The 15,839-nt window shown below is 45.7% G+C and carries 13 protein-coding genes; 8 read left to right on the top strand and 5 right to left on the bottom strand.

What is annotated here, in order from left to right:
* Nucleotides 1-172: 172 nt before the first annotated feature.
* Nucleotides 173-1,201: a dihydroorotase gene (gene pyrC / locus CTT30_RS17735; protein ID WP_006961262.1), complete on the top strand. Its 1,029-nt coding sequence runs from the start codon at nucleotides 173-175 to the stop codon at nucleotides 1,199-1,201.
* A 52-nt stretch (nucleotides 1,202-1,253) separates the two neighbouring features.
* On the opposite strand, the gene CTT30_RS17730 is transcribed toward pyrC, so the two are convergent.
* Both CTT30_RS17730 and CTT30_RS17725 read right to left on the bottom strand, forming a co-directional pair.
* Nucleotides 1,254-2,708, bottom strand: a complete 1,455-nt coding sequence (locus CTT30_RS17730) for a PepSY-associated TM helix domain-containing protein (RefSeq protein WP_252037326.1) — start codon at nucleotides 2,706-2,708, stop codon at nucleotides 1,254-1,256.
* A gap of 129 nt (nucleotides 2,709-2,837) precedes the next feature.
* Entirely contained in the window at nucleotides 2,838-3,191 is a 354-nt protein-coding gene (locus CTT30_RS17725) for a hypothetical protein (RefSeq protein ID WP_252037325.1), read from the bottom strand.
* Between the two features lie 340 nt (nucleotides 3,192-3,531).
* On the opposite strand from CTT30_RS17725, the gene uhpT reads away from it, so the two are divergent.
* From uhpT to CTT30_RS17705, 4 genes are all read left to right on the top strand, one after another.
* Nucleotides 3,532-4,923, top strand: coding sequence for a hexose-6-phosphate:phosphate antiporter UhpT (gene uhpT, locus CTT30_RS17720; protein ID WP_095570861.1), 1,392 nt, complete (start codon nucleotides 3,532-3,534; stop codon nucleotides 4,921-4,923).
* Between the two features lie 148 nt (nucleotides 4,924-5,071).
* Complete coding sequence (gene uhpA, locus CTT30_RS17715; protein WP_252037324.1) at nucleotides 5,072-5,683, top strand: response regulator transcription factor UhpA; 612 nt, start codon at nucleotides 5,072-5,074, stop codon at nucleotides 5,681-5,683.
* Nucleotides 5,683-7,194: a signal transduction histidine-protein kinase/phosphatase UhpB gene (uhpB, locus tag CTT30_RS17710; protein ID WP_252037323.1), complete on the top strand. Its 1,512-nt coding sequence runs from the start codon at nucleotides 5,683-5,685 to the stop codon at nucleotides 7,192-7,194. The genes uhpA and uhpB overlap by 1 nt, the downstream gene beginning before the upstream one ends.
* Before the next feature lie 10 nt (nucleotides 7,195-7,204).
* On the top strand, nucleotides 7,205-8,524 hold the full coding sequence (locus CTT30_RS17705; protein WP_252037322.1) for an MFS transporter: 1,320 nt from the start codon (nucleotides 7,205-7,207) through the stop codon (nucleotides 8,522-8,524).
* Here the strand turns inward: CTT30_RS17705 and CTT30_RS17700 are convergent.
* From CTT30_RS17700 to CTT30_RS17690, 3 genes are all read right to left on the bottom strand, one after another.
* The gene (locus tag CTT30_RS17700; RefSeq protein ID WP_252037321.1) at nucleotides 8,521-8,904 is read right to left on the bottom strand and encodes a cytochrome b562; all 384 of its coding nucleotides are present in this window, start codon (nucleotides 8,902-8,904) and stop codon (nucleotides 8,521-8,523) included. The genes CTT30_RS17705 and CTT30_RS17700 overlap by 4 nt on opposite strands.
* 79 nt (nucleotides 8,905-8,983) lie before the next feature.
* On the bottom strand, nucleotides 8,984-9,727 hold the full coding sequence (locus CTT30_RS17695; protein ID WP_252037320.1) for a phosphatase: 744 nt from the start codon (nucleotides 9,725-9,727) through the stop codon (nucleotides 8,984-8,986).
* A 48-nt stretch (nucleotides 9,728-9,775) separates the two neighbouring features.
* The gene (locus CTT30_RS17690) at nucleotides 9,776-10,225 is read right to left on the bottom strand and encodes an SRPBCC family protein (protein WP_239836097.1); all 450 of its coding nucleotides are present in this window, start codon (nucleotides 10,223-10,225) and stop codon (nucleotides 9,776-9,778) included.
* A gap of 167 nt (nucleotides 10,226-10,392) precedes the next feature.
* Between CTT30_RS17690 and CTT30_RS17685 the strand changes: the two genes are divergently transcribed.
* The 3 genes from CTT30_RS17685 (at nucleotide 10,393) to pgl (ending at nucleotide 15,829) form a co-directional block, all read left to right on the top strand.
* Nucleotides 10,393-13,269 (top strand): HD domain-containing phosphohydrolase, encoded by a 2,877-nt coding sequence (locus tag CTT30_RS17685; protein ID WP_252037319.1) that lies wholly within the window; start codon nucleotides 10,393-10,395, stop codon nucleotides 13,267-13,269.
* Nucleotides 13,270-13,613: 344 nt separating this feature from the next.
* On the top strand, nucleotides 13,614-15,116 hold the full coding sequence (zwf, locus tag CTT30_RS17680; RefSeq protein ID WP_252037587.1) for a glucose-6-phosphate dehydrogenase: 1,503 nt from the start codon (nucleotides 13,614-13,616) through the stop codon (nucleotides 15,114-15,116).
* Nucleotides 15,113-15,829, top strand: a complete 717-nt coding sequence (pgl, locus tag CTT30_RS17675) for a 6-phosphogluconolactonase (RefSeq protein WP_252037318.1) — start codon at nucleotides 15,113-15,115, stop codon at nucleotides 15,827-15,829. The genes zwf and pgl overlap by 4 nt, the downstream gene beginning before the upstream one ends.
* Nucleotides 15,830-15,839: the final 10 nt, after the last annotated feature.

The following is a 15,839-nucleotide window of genomic DNA, read 5'->3' as shown; positions in this document are numbered from 1 at the left end:
TTAACGGATTAGCCCTTTTCTTTCATCCAACCCACTTCAAAAGTAAAAAACAGATGCATTAAAAGGCACTTTGCACTATCATCCTGTCGCCTAAGCGTAAGCGTTTGCCTTCACAGTTTTCGTTGATGCTTAGGCTCCAATCAGACAACTTATTATTATGGTGGGAGCAATAATGACAACACTTACGATCACTCGTCCTGACGACTGGCATGTTCACTTACGCGATGGTGATGTTCTAACAGATACTGTCCGCGACATCAGCCGCTACAATGGTCGAGCGCTAATCATGCCAAACACAGTCCCACCAGTTACTGACACTGAAATGGCACTCGCTTATCGTGAGCGCATCATGGCAGAAAAACCAAGCGAACAATTTGAGCCCTTGATGGCGTTGTATCTGACGGATAACACTTCACCCGATGAAATTCGCAAAGCGAAAGCTTCAGGCAAAGTGGTGGCAGCCAAGCTCTACCCTGCTGGCGCAACAACCAACTCTGATTCTGGTGTGACTTCTGCTAAAAACATCTACCATGTGCTTGAAGCAATGCAGGAAGTCGGCATGCTGCTTCTGGTCCACGGCGAAGTGACGACTCATGATGTCGATATTTTTGACCGTGAAAAAGAGTTTCTAGATACGGTTTTGGCGCCCATCGTCAATGATTTCCCAGAATTGAAGATCGTACTTGAGCACATCACAACGGCGGATGCGGCAACTTTTGTTAAAAACGCTAACGATAATGTTGCAGCAACCATCACAGCTCACCACCTGCTATACAACCGCAATCACATGTTGGTTGGTGGAATTAAACCTCACTTCTATTGCCTGCCGATTCTTAAGCGCAACACCCACCAAAAGGCGCTGATTGAAGCAGCTACGAGCGGTAGCAAGAAGTTTTTCCTAGGTACAGATTCCGCTCCGCATGCAAAAGGGATGAAGGAAGCAGCGTGTGGCTGCGCTGGTTCATATACTGCTCACGCAGCGCTAGAGCTTTATGCAGAAGTGTTTGAGCTAGAGGGTAAGCTAGAGAACCTTGAAGCATTTGCGAGCCACAATGGCCCCGACTTCTATGGTCTACCGCGTAACTCAGATACCGTGACGCTCACTAAAGAAGAATGGGCAGTTGCAGAATCAATGCCATTTGGTCAGGACATTGTCGTGCCAATTCGCGCTGGTGAGACTATCGACTGGTCAGTAAAGTAACCGAGCCATACGTGAATCAGGCCACCAATAGGTGGCCTTTTTTGTTGTGGTACTAGGCTGCTGACGTTTCCACTTTCTGCCGGAAAACAAACCAATCAATCACACCAAAGAGCACGATAGTCACCGCTGCTAGCGGGAAAAAGACTGCAACCATAGCGAGTGTAATGGCTCCTACCTTCCAGATACCATCACTTTCAAAGCGAGGCGGAATACCGACTCGAGTCTTGCCTGATGGCCTTCTGATCCACCACATCACAATACCAGTGATGGAAATAACGATGAACGCCACACAAAACAAAACATTGAGTATCTTGTTAACCACGCTGACATCCCCTTGGTGCAAAGACACGCCTGCTGCCATAAATTTAGCGAACAAACTGTAGTCTTCCCATGTCACATCCACCAACACTTCACCTGTGTACTGGTCTATGTGAGTGGTTTTGTCTTTTCTCGGATCGCTAATGTCGCCCGCCATAGAATTCGCTGCTAGCGTATACACACCCGTTTCAGACTGAGGTAAAAAGAGATTGAACTGAGTAAAACCAAGGCGTTGTGCTTGCTCGACTATCGAATCGATGCTGATACTCTGACTGATATCATACGAGCTATGTTCATGATGAGCATGATCTTCGCTACCATGAGCATGCCCCGTAGATTCAGGTAACGGAGCCTGTTCTAAGTTCCATGGCATTTCTTCCTCACTACCGTGGTTGAGGTCAGCGTGAGTCAGCAGTGACTCTGGCTTATCGCCCCAAGTGTAGTAAGTAGGAAACGTATTCCACGCCTGAACCAGCTTGCTGCCCCAAACGCCCGCCCAAGCCAAACCTGAGATGACAAAAAACAGCAACACAACCGACAACACACCACCCAAGTTCGCGTGCAGATCGCGCATCAAGATGCGTGTACCCGATGTAAAACGCACTTTCAGAAATCCCGCTTTACTTGCCTTGTCCCGTGGTAACCATAAATAGATGCCCGTTACCAAAAGTAAGATACTCAAGCTAGCAGAGACTTCGATTAAGTAATCACCCCATTGACCAACCAACAAGGTTCCGTGGATTTCATTCGCAAGCTGATACCAGCTGTCACTGCGATCTATTTCACCTAATACCTGACCACTATAAGGGTTCACGGTGGTAAACACCGAGGTACCATCTTCAAGACGCACACTGAACTTATTGACCAAGTTGGCTGCAGCGGCAGGGATATACTGAGTAACCTGCCCAGATGGATAACTAGCTTGAACGCTTTCTAGCTGCTGAGACACAGGAACTTTTGAAGATTCGGGCATAACGATCAACTCATCCTGATATCTGGCTTGTTCGATTTCATCATCAAACAGCATGACAAGCCCTGTCAGGCTGAGCATAAGCAAAAATGGGATGACATAAAGACCTGCATAAAAGTGCCAGCGCCATGTCATAAAGTAGCGTGATTTGATTCGAGCCTTCTCTGAAGATAGGCGTGAAGGTTCCTTAGGTGAAGTCTGAGTTTGACTACCCAACATTACAATTTCCTTTTTATTGCGCGCAGCAAAACCATTCGGGTTCAATCCGAATGGATCATTCAATAGTGTTTGCTGAACGTAGACTTTACAGTGAGGCGCTATGCCTTATTTAATAATTTTATTTTTATATCAAGCAATAAACAAAGGCGGCGCACGTGGGAGTGCAAGCTGATAGCGAACGCTTAGAGCCAAAAAAGCATACGCTTCATCACGCACATACAACTGTCGTGTAAAGTAAGGTGGTGTTGGAAGTGAATCCTGATGGAAAGAGGAAAAGTGACTGAATGGACAAGGCTTGCCGTGCTGAGTTTCCGGTTTACCTTCTTCGACCTGAACCAGCTCGAAACCGTTGATGGTACATAACGTTGCCCAAACTCCAGCGTTTGAGCCATGCGCATTTATGACCGGCATCAGAGAAACGAGCAGCCAACTCAGGGCACTCGCCAATAACATCGTCCGGTTAAAATTCGTTGCGCGTAACATGATCACTCTCGATTTGTTCGCTGTAACTATATAACGTGAAATTAACAAACTCAGCCAGTTGTGCTGCAAAACATAAGCTTAGTCATAACTTTTCTACAAAAAGAACAATAACTAACCGAAACGAGTCCAATCAATCATGTGACACTATTCACGAAACACTCACTAACCAACTCGATCTAGGAAATTTTCCTAATCCGCCTAGGAGCATCTCTCAAGCCACAACGCACCACGATGAATACACTTAGCGCCATCGATTTACTCCTGACTGCCTGTCAGCTAAATCAACCGAATTTTTTATTTGCTTTGCCCAACGGGCTAAACTGGGCTCTAAGGATTCACTATGTTGAAATTTCTAGAACAAGTGCGTAAACCAACGCTGGACCTGCCAGTCGAAGTTCGCCGAAAAATGTGGTTTAAACCCTTTTTACAATCTTACTTAGTTGTATTCATTGGCTACATGACCATGTACCTGATCCGTAAGAACTTCAATATCGCTCAGAACGATATGATCTCCACTTACGGCCTATCAATGACCGAGTTAGGTATGATTGGCCTTGGCTTTTCGATTACTTACGGCATTGGTAAAACTGTGGTGTCTTATTATGCCGACGGCAAAAACACCAAGCAATTTCTGCCATTCATGTTGATCCTTTCAGGCCTTGCCATGCTGGGTTTCAGTATGAGCATGGGAGGCGGTAGCATCAGCCTGTTCCTCATGATCGCATTTTATGCGTTAAGTGGTTTCTTCCAGAGTACTGGCGGCCCTTCTAGCTACTCAACCATCACCAAGTGGACACCACGTAACAAGCGCGGCTCATACCTTGGTCTGTGGAATATGTCGCATAACGTTGGTGGTGCGGGCGCGGCAGGTGTCGCTTTATTTGGCGCGAATTACCTATTCGATGGTCACGTGATTGGTATGTTCATCTTCCCATCTATCATCGCTTTGATTGTAGGTTTTATTGGCATGCGTTTTGGTAGCGACTCTCCAGAAGCCTATGGTTTGGGTAAAGTGGAAGAGCTATTCGATGAAGCTGTCAGCGAAGAAGACAATGCCGCGGAAGAGCAGCAAATGTCTAAGCGAGAAATCTTTGTTGAATATGTACTGAAAAACAAAGTGATCTGGCTACTGTGTTTCGCCAACATTTTCCTTTATATCGTGCGTATTGGTATCGACCAATGGTCAACGGTTTATGCCTACCAAGAGCTTGGTCTATCTAAAGAAGCGGCAATTTCTGGTTTCACCTTATTCGAAGTGGGTGCACTGGTCGGTACATTAATGTGGGGCTACTTGTCAGACTTAGCTAACGGTCGCCGTGCGCTTGTTGCTTGTGTATCACTTGGCTTGATTATTGTGTCACTCGAGTTCTACCAACATGCCACCAGCGAGTTCATGTATCTAGCGTCACTGTTCGTATTAGGCTTCCTTGTATTTGGTCCTCAGTTGCTGATTGGCGTTGCAGCCGTTGGCTTTGTACCGAAGAAAGCCATCAGTGTTGCTGACGGTGTGAAAGGCACATTTGCGTACCTGATTGGTGATAGCTTCGCGAAACTTGGTCTGGGTATGATTGCAGACGGCACGCCTATTTTTGGCCTGACGGGTTGGCAAGGTACTTTTGCTGCACTGGATACTTCTGCGGCTATCTGTATCGGCTTACTTGCTTTTGTCGCCATCGCTGAAGAGAAGAAGATTCGTAAAGCTAAGAAACAGCTCGCTCAAGTAAACGCTTAATACCCCCAGTTAGCGCTATCTAATACTCGCTGTTTAGCCTGAATCAGTGAGATATAGATGGCGCTTTCTTTAGTTCCAAACGCTATTTGCCTATTAGTACACTTAACGGTACCTTACCCCGCATTCTACCTTGCTTTGGATAATTGCCATGATTAATGTTGCTCTCGTTGATGATCACGTCATCGTTCGATCCGGTTTTGCCCAGCTTCTAAGTCTGGAAAGTGACATTAACGTCGTTGGTGAATTCAACTCAGTGTCCGATGCCAAACAAGGCTTGCCAGGCAGCGGTGCTAATGTGTGCATTACCGATATATCAATGCCTGATGAAAGTGGACTGAGTTTACTTGAGTCGCTCCCCTCTGGCATCGCCTGCGTCATGCTGAGTGTCCATGACTCGCTAGCGATGGTAGAAAAAGCCCTTGAAGCAGGGGCTCTTGGGTATTTGACTAAACGATGTAGCCCGGAAGAGCTGGTTCAAGCTGTGCGAACCGCATCCACTGGCGGCTGCTATTTAACCCCAGAAATCGCCTTGAAGTTGGCCTCTCCTAAAGAAGCAACCGCTTCATTAAGCCAGCTAACTAAGCGGGAGAAACAAGTCTGTGAACTGCTCGCGACGGGGATGGATGTAAAGTTAGTGGCCAACCAGCTCGGCCTGAGCCATAAGACGGTTCACGTCCATCGTGCCAATGCGATGGACAAACTCGCGGTCAAAAACAATGTTGAATTAGCTAAGCTGTTCAGTCAGGAAATCCCGCTCTAATGCGCAACTACCTGATCACTTCTGTCTGTGCTTGGTTTATTACCCTGTGTAGTTGGTTTTGCTTATGGGTCATTTCTTATTACTTCGTTAATGATGCTGAGCTGGCAATTCTCTTTTTCCCCTTCGCCTTGCGACTGGGCGTGACATTACATACTGCCAAGAAGCATTGGCCTGCAATTTATGCAGCAGAATGGCTGCTAACGATATCTCTTGCGTTATTGTTAGACCAGCCTCAATGGCTTACCGTTTTAGCGGCCAGTGCCGCCAGTATTCCAGTCACCGCGATGGCGATGCGATTTAACTATGGTGCGCAATCTCAGCGATTGCTGGTTCAAGCGGCTGTGATTATTGTGTCGTCACTGATCAATGTTGCTGCTGTGAATAGTCACGTTGAGTCAACCAGCTTAGTTTGGCTGGTTAGTGTCACTGGTGGACTCATGCTGGTCCCGACCTGCTATCTGGTCTGGAACTACCTGTTTCAAAGTACTTGGTTACCTCTAACCTCCAATTTGATCAGTCAGCCGATTCAATTCAATATAAAGCCGATTATCCTATTTATCGCCCTTTTCTCTGTCAGTATTGCCCTACAAATAGGACTACCCGATGAATTGCGACGCTTTGCCCCGTTTTGTTTGGCAATCCCCATTATCCTGCTGGCTTTTCGTTATGGCTGGCAAGGCGCTATGCTGGGTACCTTACTCAACAGTATTGCTTTGATCGCAGCACGTAGTGGGGTTTCTCAACTTGAAATCACCGACCTTCTGCTATCAATTACAGCACAAACACTAACGGGGATCTTGCTAGGCGTCGCTGTACAGCGCCAGCGAGATTTAAACCAAAAATTACGCCATGAATTAAGCCGCAACCAGAATTTATCGCGCCAACTCGTCAAAGCGGAAGAGTCCGTACGTCAGGAGGTCGCACGCGAACTACATGATGAAATAGGCCAGAATATTACTGCTATCCGCACCCAAGCCAGCATCATTAAACGAGTCGAAAATCCACAGATGAGTGCCAATTGCGCCACCACCATCGAATCTTTATCACTGAATGTTTATGACACCACTAAAGGGCTGTTGACTCGCCTCAGACCCAAGGCACTGGATGATCTTGATCTGGTCGAAGCTCTGCAACAGTTAGTTCGCGAAATGGAGTTTGAGCAGCAAGGCGTTGACGTCTCGTTCAAGCTAGAAGGTGGGCATGTATCTACGTTAAGCGATGCGACCAGTGCAACCTTGTATCGGATATGTCAGGAAGCCCTCAATAATGCACAAAAGTACGCTCAGGCAAGCCGTTTAGAGATTGATATCAAACTGGGAAACGAAGTCGAACTCAAGATTCAAGACAACGGCATTGGATTCAAACTACAGGACAGCCAAAAAGGCTTTGGCTTAAAAGGTATGCAAGAGCGTGTGCAAGCACTAGGTGGGCGATTTAATATTCGCAGCCATAGCCAGCCTGAATCAGAGCAGCATGGTACTTCTATCCGTGTCGAACTACCGGGGATTTGAGGTGTAGCTTATGTCCGACTCTATCGCTCAACCTAATCACACTACCCACGAGATGCAATCGACTTACCAGTACTGGCGGCTGCATATTATGGTCGGTATGTATCTCGGCTATGCTGGCTTTTATTTCACCCGCAAGACTTTTAACTATGCGACCCCTGCTTTAATCGCAGACCTAGGTTTAGACAAAAGTGACATAGGTTTGATGGGCACGTTCTTTTATCTGACCTACGGCTTGTCTAAGTTCATTTCCGGCATCGTTTCAGATCGGTCTAATCCACGCTATTTCATGGGGCTTGGATTAATTGCGACAGGCATCATTAACATTCTGTTTGGCTTATCCAGCTCACTCTACGCGCTGTTTACGCTTTGGGTACTCAATGCCTGGTTTCAGGGCTGGGGTTGGCCTTCCTGTTCAAAACTTCTCACAACATGGTATTCACGCTCTGAACGCGGTTTCTTCTGGGCTATCTGGAATACGGCTCACAACGTGGGCGGAGCCTTAATCCCTCTTGTCGTCGGTTATATGGTGCTGCATTACAGCTGGCGAGAAGGCTTTGTTATTCCGGGGATTATTGGTGTCATCATCGGGCTGTTCCTCTGTTGGAGACTGAGAGACAAACCGATCACCATGGGGTTACCCACCATTGGCCGATGGAAAAACGACAAGCTTGAGCTGGCACAAGAGAACGATGGTATTGGTCTGAAACCCCACCAAATTCTACGTACCTATGTCCTAAACAACAAATATATTTGGTTGCTGGCATTTAGCTACGTGCTGGTGTACATCGTTCGAACAGCAGTCAATGACTGGGGTAATCTCTACCTTACCGAACAGCACGGTTTCGACTTGATCAACGCAAATGCCGCTTTATCCTTGTTTGAAATCGGCGGCTTTATCGGTTCTTTGGTTGCAGGTTGGGGGTCAGATAAATTGTTCGGTGGTAATCGTGGCCCAATGAACCTGATTTTTGCGATGGGAGTCTTCTTGTCAGTGGCCGCTTTGTGGCTAATGCCAGTGACGAATTTTGCTTTTCAGGCCGCTGGATTTTTTGCCATTGGATTCTTTGTGTTTGGACCACAAATGCTGATTGGTATGGCCGCTGCAGAGTGTTCGCACAAAGACTCAGCGGGTGCAGCAACGGGCTTTGTCGGGCTATTTGCTTATATGGGAGCAGCATTGGCAGGCTACCCTATGGCTATCATCATGGAGCATTTCCACTGGACTGGTTTTTTCGTCACCATTTCGATCTGCTCAGCGGTTATTGGACTGTTACTTCTGCCCTTCTTGCAGGCACAATTCAGCAACAGCCCAAATCAAACATCAATTTAGCCGAATAGCTTACTCCAGATGCCTGGGTTACGTTTGTCGTGATATTCAATGCGAAGCTCATCGACCTGACGTAAAGACTCTTTTGCCGACGCCATATCGCCAGCGTCCAATTGCGCTTCTACCTTATCCAACGCACCTGATAGCTTATTGAAACCTTCAAAGTAGATATCAAACTTTTCTGGTGGGTAGTCACCACGCTTTGATTGCTCTACCAGTTCAGACAGGTTAGTCACCGCTGTCTTCATTTCGGTAATTTCAGTTGCTGCAGCAGCGTGTTTAAATTCAACTTTCATTTGCTTCATTGTTGCTTTCAGGTCGAAATCCGACGCAAAAGCCTGTACCGATACCATCAGTGCCAGAGCTGGAATTAACTTTCTCATTGTATTGTTCTTATCTTGGAATAGGAGGGGAAAGTGTACTGAATTCAGTCAGCACACTTGAGATGAAAATTGTATCAACTTATAAATTGACGTAGTCCTCGATAGGAGCTCGGCCTCTCAGCTCAAGGAAATTGAGAAATTGTCGAGTAGAATGGGTGATCACTTTCTCTTGATCTATACCAATCGTATCAATCAGTTGCGACACTAGATCTAAATTACCAACATCCTCGCAGAAATGAGCATCACTACCTGTGGTAAAATACACTCCCAGCGCCTTGCCAATTTGTGCAATCTCATGGCAACGTTCAACACTTCCCACTCTGCTGTTACCTTTCAATGTGGTGTTGTTGATTTCGATTGCTACGTTGTGCTCTCTGGCACACGCTAGAACCGATTCAAAATCAAAGTCGAAGTTCGGATTGCCTAGATGCCCCAGAGCATCAACTCGACCGCTGCGAATAGTATTGATGAGGGCTTCAGTGTGCACTTCTTTACTAGAGGGACGAAATACAGGCTCATGGAAGCTGGCGATAGCCCAATCAAGATTGGCCTCTGTAGAAGGATGAATATCGACTTCACCTTGAATGTTGAGGATATTGGATTCAACACCACGAATAACCGCAACGCCTTCAATGAATCGAGGCAGCACCCGTTGATTTGAGAAGAACCAGTAATGGGGAGCTCCCGGCATAGATTCAGCGTGATCAGTGGTACAAAACATGTGTAGGCCATTTTTCTTCGCCAATCGAGCATTCTCAATCAAGGTGCTATAAGCATGACCACTGGCATACGTATGAGTATGAGTATCAACAACAAGCTTCATAAAGACAATTTACCTAAGTCTCGTAAAAATTTGCTCTACTTTACCAGCCTACGGCTTCTGTTGCTCACATATTACTTTTATCAATGGTAATGCTTTTTGCCAGCCACTATTGAACATGCTGACAAAATCAGGATGAGTTTCAATTGTCACTTTCAGTAATACTGAGTTTTCCAGAGGTGTAATCTGATAGCTTTCTTTACTACCAATCCACTTTTTGGCCGAATCACTGTCTATATCTTGAATATGCTCCGGGTTAAAGATTGCAATATGATGATATTCAATTACTTTGTGCTCTTCGATCCGATCTATGACCGCTCTTGTCCCACCTAATTCAGGGTCAAAAAACGAGACATGACTCCCTTCTAACCACTCACCTTCAAATTGAGACTGGGGTGAAAATGCCCTTGCCCATTGTGAATACAGCTCCACCTCTGTGAGCACTTTCCAGATAACGCTTGGCGTTGCCGCCACTTCTATCTGATAGTTTAATGTTAACATCCCGCTTCTTCCCTCAATTACACCTCTAATAGTTATAGTCGATTCAGTGATATATTACCTTTATAAATCATAAAACTAACGACTGCCCTATCACTAAATTAACGACAATTTTTGCATGATTCATATATTGACCAATACTTAATAAGTGATTTGTTATTGGGTGATACATGAAGAAACGTCGCTATTCGTTAAGTATCCATATTACGAGCTTATTTTTAGTCCTGACGACTTTAGTCGGTACTGTGCTCATTGCCATAAGCTATCGCCACTCTCAAGAGCTACTCACCGTCAGCGCCAAAGAGCTGAGTAGCGAAAATAGCCGTAAGCTAGAGTCAACTTTCAAGGTACGCGTAGGGCCAATCCTTACTACTCTAGACTTTATGGCTCTCAGCGCAGCCATTGATCAACGACAAGCCCCGATTAAAGCTAAACGATTCCTTTCATCGTTAGATCTAATATTCAAAAGAAATCAAGGTGTTGTTGCGCTTTTCTATGCTAACGAACAAGGTGAATTCACCATGCTTCGTTCTCTTCGTGATGATAAAACACGAGAACGATTTGGGGCGCCACCGACAACCAGCATGATGATTAACTTTACTAAGCCAAATGGTTTAAATGAGCTTCACTTTTTAGATAGTAAGCATAGGAAGGTCGGCTATAAAAAGACCCATGATAATGAATTTGATCCTAGAGTGAGACCGTGGTTCGTTAATGCAGACCCAGATGGCGATATTCGCCTCACTGAGCCATATTTTTTTTACTTTCTCAAAACCAACGGCGTGACTTTATCGCGCCGCTCTGCGGATGGAGGAAAAGTCGTAGCGGCGGACTTCACACTTTCTTCTCTATCACAACAACTTAGTGAGATAGGCTTTTCCGACAAAACGAAACTGATCCTGTTTGACAACCAGTTCCGAGTACTCGCCCAACACCAGACGAATGTCGACCTAACTCAAGAGAAGGACCAAATACAGACACAGCTTGAAGACAGCTTGTTTGCCCCTATCTTAGACCGCCATAGTAGTCAAACTCTCTACGAGCCCGTCGTCCATGACGGTAAAAACTGGTCAGTGACACTCACCCCTGTTGTGCTCAACGAACACGTGCGTCTTTTATTGGCAGAAGCTACACCACAGGAAGATTTACTAATGAATCTTCTTTCCATGCGCGACAGGCAAATCACGGTCGCAATGGCGATGCTCGCACTGAGTTTTATTGTGGTCTGGATTGTTGCCAACAGATTGGCGACACCATTACAAAACTTGGTGCTGCTGACAGATAACATTGCACGCTTCGATTTCAAAAAAACTCGCTATCCTAAGAGTGTTATCAATGAGGTCGCAAATCTTACGGAATCCATCGAACTGATGGAGCATACTCTGCATGATCTGCTGAGATTACTCAGAGAGACAGCAAGTAATCAGGATTTCTCTCTCTTAGCAAAAACCATTACTCACCAAAGTTACCTTGTCACACGAGCCGAAACCATCATTCTGTACACGCACTCTGATAAGAAAAATACCTTCGACATGGCCGCAAACCACGCCATTATTCCTTTTAAAATTGAGCTGAATGAGTTTCTGACTGAAACCGCTTGGTTAGAAACAGATTTACGCCGAGGTGAAATCGTGCACCTCAACCGAAGTGATAACGCTCTCAGCCCACATAAGGATATTTTCTACAACTCTGATATTTACTTCTTCCCGCTACTTAATCGGGACAAACAACTAGTGGGTATTCTGCTACTCGGTTACGAAAGAGCCATCACCAAGGAACAGAGTGATAAACACGCTTTCCTCAAAGAGCTGTTAAGCTTTGCAGAAATCGCCAAGGAAAACATTGATCAAATGCAACAGCAAAAAGATATGCTGAATGCGTTTATCGAGCTGATTGCCTCATCAATAGATACCAAGTCTCCATATACAGGTAGCCACTGTCAGCGCGTCCCAGAGCTGACTAAAATGCTCACTCAGGTTGCTCAGGGTGATGACCATTATTTCCCCCAGTTTGAAATGGATAAAAAGCAATGGGAAGAGCTACATTTAGCCGCATGGCTGCATGACTGTGGCAAAGTGACAACACCAGAATATGTCATCGATAAAGCGACCAAGCTAGAAACCATTTATGACCGTATCCATGAAATTCGAATGCGCTTTGAGCTCCTTAAAACACAAGCTGAAGTTGACTACTGGCAAGGGCTGTATAATGGCGGCAGTGCGACCGAACTAAAGCATACGTTGAAGGAAACACATAGAACCTTAGACGAAGAGTTTCAGTTTATCGCTAACTGCAATGTCGGCAGTGAGCAGATGGAAGAATCGGCCATTGAGCGTCTTAAGACTATCGCTCAAAGACAATGGAAACGCACCTTAGACGATCAAGCCGGTGTTTCTTGGGTCGAAAAACAACGAGCGGGCGAACCCGCTGTATTACCCGTTATGGAGCCCTTATTAGGTGATAAGCCAGTTCATCAAATCCCATGGACTCAGGGCGAAAACCCGCAAGATATTTGGAAAGAGAACTTTGTCCTTCAACCAGGAAAACTTAAATACAACCGCGGTGAGCTATATAACCTTTCTATTCGCTATGGCACTCTAAACGATGAAGAACGATTTATCGTCAACGATCACATCATTCAAACCATTACCATGCTTGGCCGTCTGCCTTACCCAGAACACCTCAAAAACATCCCAGAAATTGCAGGCGGACACCATGAACGTATGGATGGCAAAGGCTACCCCAGAGGTCTCAGTGAAGAACAACTCTCTATCCCCGCTCGAGTTATGGCTATTGCCGATGTTTTTGAGGCCCTCACATCCAGCGATAGACCTTACAAAAAAGCCAAAAGCCTCGCTGAGTCACTCAATATCATGACGCACATGGCAACCTCAGGCCATATTGATCCTAAGCTCTATTTATTATTCTTAGAGCATGAAATCGATCAAAGTTACGCTGAGAAGTTCTTAGCGCCAGAGCAGATCGTTCCCGTTGAGCGTGAAGAACACATCCAAACCGTCAAAGCGCATCTGAAAACCTTGTTCTAACGCAGCAAGAAACCTTGCAATAACGTCTTAAAATTAGAGTTTTAACTCCATGCAGGAGTTCTTCTCACCATTCCCAATAAGTTATATATAATCAATGACCTAGCATTATTATTAATCAATATTTAATCGATTGCCTTCACAAAGGTTGATGTATATCAAAGACTCATAGACAATACGCTGCCGAATTGAGATTTATCTCTATAGCTCAAGAAGGTTAAGGTTTTGGCTATCAAACTAATAGACATCACCAATTATCAATTTTGAAGTCCCGTTGATAGGGTTGGCTCTTCCAAAGGCCAGCATTGACGGCACATGATAACTACCTCGTTTCTAAGGGAAAGATGATGGTAATACCAGAAAACAGCAGCATCGTTATTTTTGGTGCTTCGGGAGACTTAACGTATCGTAAGTTAATCCCTGCTCTATACCACCTTTATGCGAGTAAGCAGCTTCCACAAAACTTCGCCATTCTGGGCGTCAGCCGCACAGAATACAGCGACGAGTCTTACCGCGAGAAACTGAAGCACTCACTTCAGGAAATGGAAAAAACTGAGCCTGCAACGCTAGATGCATTCATTAATCACCTGCACTACCAAGCGATCAATACCTCTGATACCGCAGACTACAGCAAACTGGTTACCCGTCTTGACCAATTGTCGGAGCAATACAACTTCGAACAGCGCAACACTCTATTCTATTTAGCAACACCACCGAGTTTATATAGTGTGATTCCAGCCAGTCTCGCAGCCCATGGTTTAAATAATGAAGATGAAGGTTGGAAACGTCTAATCATCGAAAAACCATTTGGCTATGATCTTGAATCAGCACAAAAGCTCGATAAAGAAATTCACGAACACTTCCAAGAGCATCAAATCTACCGTATCGACCACTACTTAGGTAAAGAAACGGTTCAAAATTTATTGGTTTTCCGCTTTTCTAACGCAATGTTTGAGCCGCTCTGGAACCGCAACTTCATTGATTACGTTGAAATCACAGGGGCGGAATTCTTAGGCGTTGAAGAACGTGGCGGCTACTACGATGGCTCTGGTGCGGTGCGTGATATGTTCCAGAATCACTTACTGCAAGTCCTCGCCATGGTAGGGATGGAGCCACCAGCACAGATCAATGCTGACTCTATGCGTGATGAAGTCGTCAAAGTACTGCAATGTCTTAAGCCCTTAGATGAAGAAGCACTGCGTAATGACCTAGTGCTTGGTCAATACACTGCTTCTGACGTTCGTGGGGAGCATCTTATTGGTTACCGTGAAGAGAATGGCGTCGCTGATGATTCACGTACTGAAACCTACATCGGCTTGAAAGCGTACATTAACAATTGGCGCTGGAACGGCGTACCATTCTATGTACGTACTGGTAAACGATTGCCAACACGCGTAACAGAAGTGGTTATCCACTTTAAGAACACACCGCATCCAGTGTTTGGTCAAAATGCACCTGAAAACAAGCTCATCATTCGTATCCAACCGGACGAAGGCATCCAGATGAGCTTTGGCCTTAAGGAGCCAGGCGCTGGCTTTAAAGCCAAAGAAGTGAAAATGAACTTCTCTTACAATGATTTGGAAGAGACTCAGATGCTAACCGCGTATGAGCGTTTACTACTTGATGCTTTGAATGGCGATGCTACCCTATTTGCACGTACTGATGCGGTTGAAGCCTGCTGGCAATACGTTCAGCCAATTCTCGACTTTAAACAAGATCCACAGGCACTATTTGGCTATGCCTGTGGTACATGGGGCCCTAAAGAAGCGGATGATCTACTTCAGCGCGCTAACCGAGCTTGGCGTTTCCCATGTAAGAACCTAACAGATACGGACTACTGCGAACTATGATCAACCATAAGATCTTCCCAACAGCAGAACAGGTGGTAGAGAGCTTAGCGAACGACATGAAAGCGTTCAGCGAACTAGGTCGCCCTGTTCATATTTCACTGTCTGGCGGCAGCACACCTAAGATGCTGTTCAAGCTACTAGCGACAGAAACATACGCAACCTCAATCGAGTGGAACAACCTACACTTCTGGTGGGGTGACGAGCGCTGTGTCGCACCTGACGACGCTGAAAGTAACTTCGGTGAAGCAAATACTTTGCTTTTCAGCAAAGTCGAACTGCCAGCAGACAACATTCACCGCATCCGTGGTGAAGAAGAGCCAAAAGCAGAAGCAGAGCGCTTCGCGAAAGAAATGGCAGATGTGATTCCAACTGAGAACGGCACACCTGTTTTCGATTGGATTCTGCTAGGCGTCGGTGCAGATGGACACACAGCATCACTGTTCCCAGGTCAAACTGATTATCAAGACGAGAACCTAGCGGTATTGGCTTCTCATCCTGAATCAGGCCAGATTCGTGTTTCTAAGACGGCAAGAGTTTTAGAAGCCGCTAAACGTATCAGCTATCTTGTACTTGGTGCAGGCAAAGTTGAGATCGTAAACGAAATTCATACTACTCCGGCAAGCGAGCTGCCATATCCAGCTGCGAAAATCCAGTCTAAAGCTGGTGAGACCGAGTGGTACTTAGATTCAGACGCAGCAGCAAAAATCGCGTAATGCGAGCGTC

The sequence above is a fragment of the Vibrio coralliilyticus genome (genome assembly GCF_024449095.1).
GTDB lineage: Bacteria > Pseudomonadota > Gammaproteobacteria > Enterobacterales > Vibrionaceae > Vibrio > Vibrio coralliilyticus_A.
The sequence above is the reverse complement of the archived record's forward strand: the minus strand, read 5'-3'. Positions and strand labels throughout refer to the sequence as shown.

Excerpts from the sequence above, each read along its gene's own strand:
- CTT30_RS17690 (WP_239836097.1), bottom strand. The coding sequence starts at position 10,225 with ATGTTAACATTAAACTATCAGATAGAAGTGGCGGCAACGCCAAGCGTT.
- uhpT (WP_095570861.1), top strand. The coding sequence starts at position 3,532 with ATGTTGAAATTTCTAGAACAAGTGCGTAAACCAACGCTGGACCTGCCA.
- CTT30_RS17700 (WP_252037321.1), bottom strand. The coding sequence starts at position 8,904 with ATGAGAAAGTTAATTCCAGCTCTGGCACTGATGGTATCGGTACAGGCT.
- zwf (WP_252037587.1), top strand. The coding sequence starts at position 13,614 with ATGGTAATACCAGAAAACAGCAGCATCGTTATTTTTGGTGCTTCGGGA.
- CTT30_RS17730 (WP_252037326.1), bottom strand. The coding sequence starts at position 2,708 with ATGTTGGGTAGTCAAACTCAGACTTCACCTAAGGAACCTTCACGCCTA.
- CTT30_RS17705 (WP_252037322.1), top strand. The coding sequence starts at position 7,205 with ATGTCCGACTCTATCGCTCAACCTAATCACACTACCCACGAGATGCAA.
- CTT30_RS17695 (WP_252037320.1), bottom strand. The coding sequence starts at position 9,727 with ATGAAGCTTGTTGTTGATACTCATACTCATACGTATGCCAGTGGTCAT.
- CTT30_RS17725 (WP_252037325.1), bottom strand. The coding sequence starts at position 3,191 with ATGTTACGCGCAACGAATTTTAACCGGACGATGTTATTGGCGAGTGCC.
- uhpB (WP_252037323.1), top strand. The coding sequence starts at position 5,683 with ATGCGCAACTACCTGATCACTTCTGTCTGTGCTTGGTTTATTACCCTG.
- CTT30_RS17685 (WP_252037319.1), top strand. The coding sequence starts at position 10,393 with ATGAAGAAACGTCGCTATTCGTTAAGTATCCATATTACGAGCTTATTT.
- pgl (WP_252037318.1), top strand. The coding sequence starts at position 15,113 with ATGATCAACCATAAGATCTTCCCAACAGCAGAACAGGTGGTAGAGAGC.
- pyrC (WP_006961262.1), top strand. The coding sequence starts at position 173 with ATGACAACACTTACGATCACTCGTCCTGACGACTGGCATGTTCACTTA.
- uhpA (WP_252037324.1), top strand. The coding sequence starts at position 5,072 with ATGATTAATGTTGCTCTCGTTGATGATCACGTCATCGTTCGATCCGGT.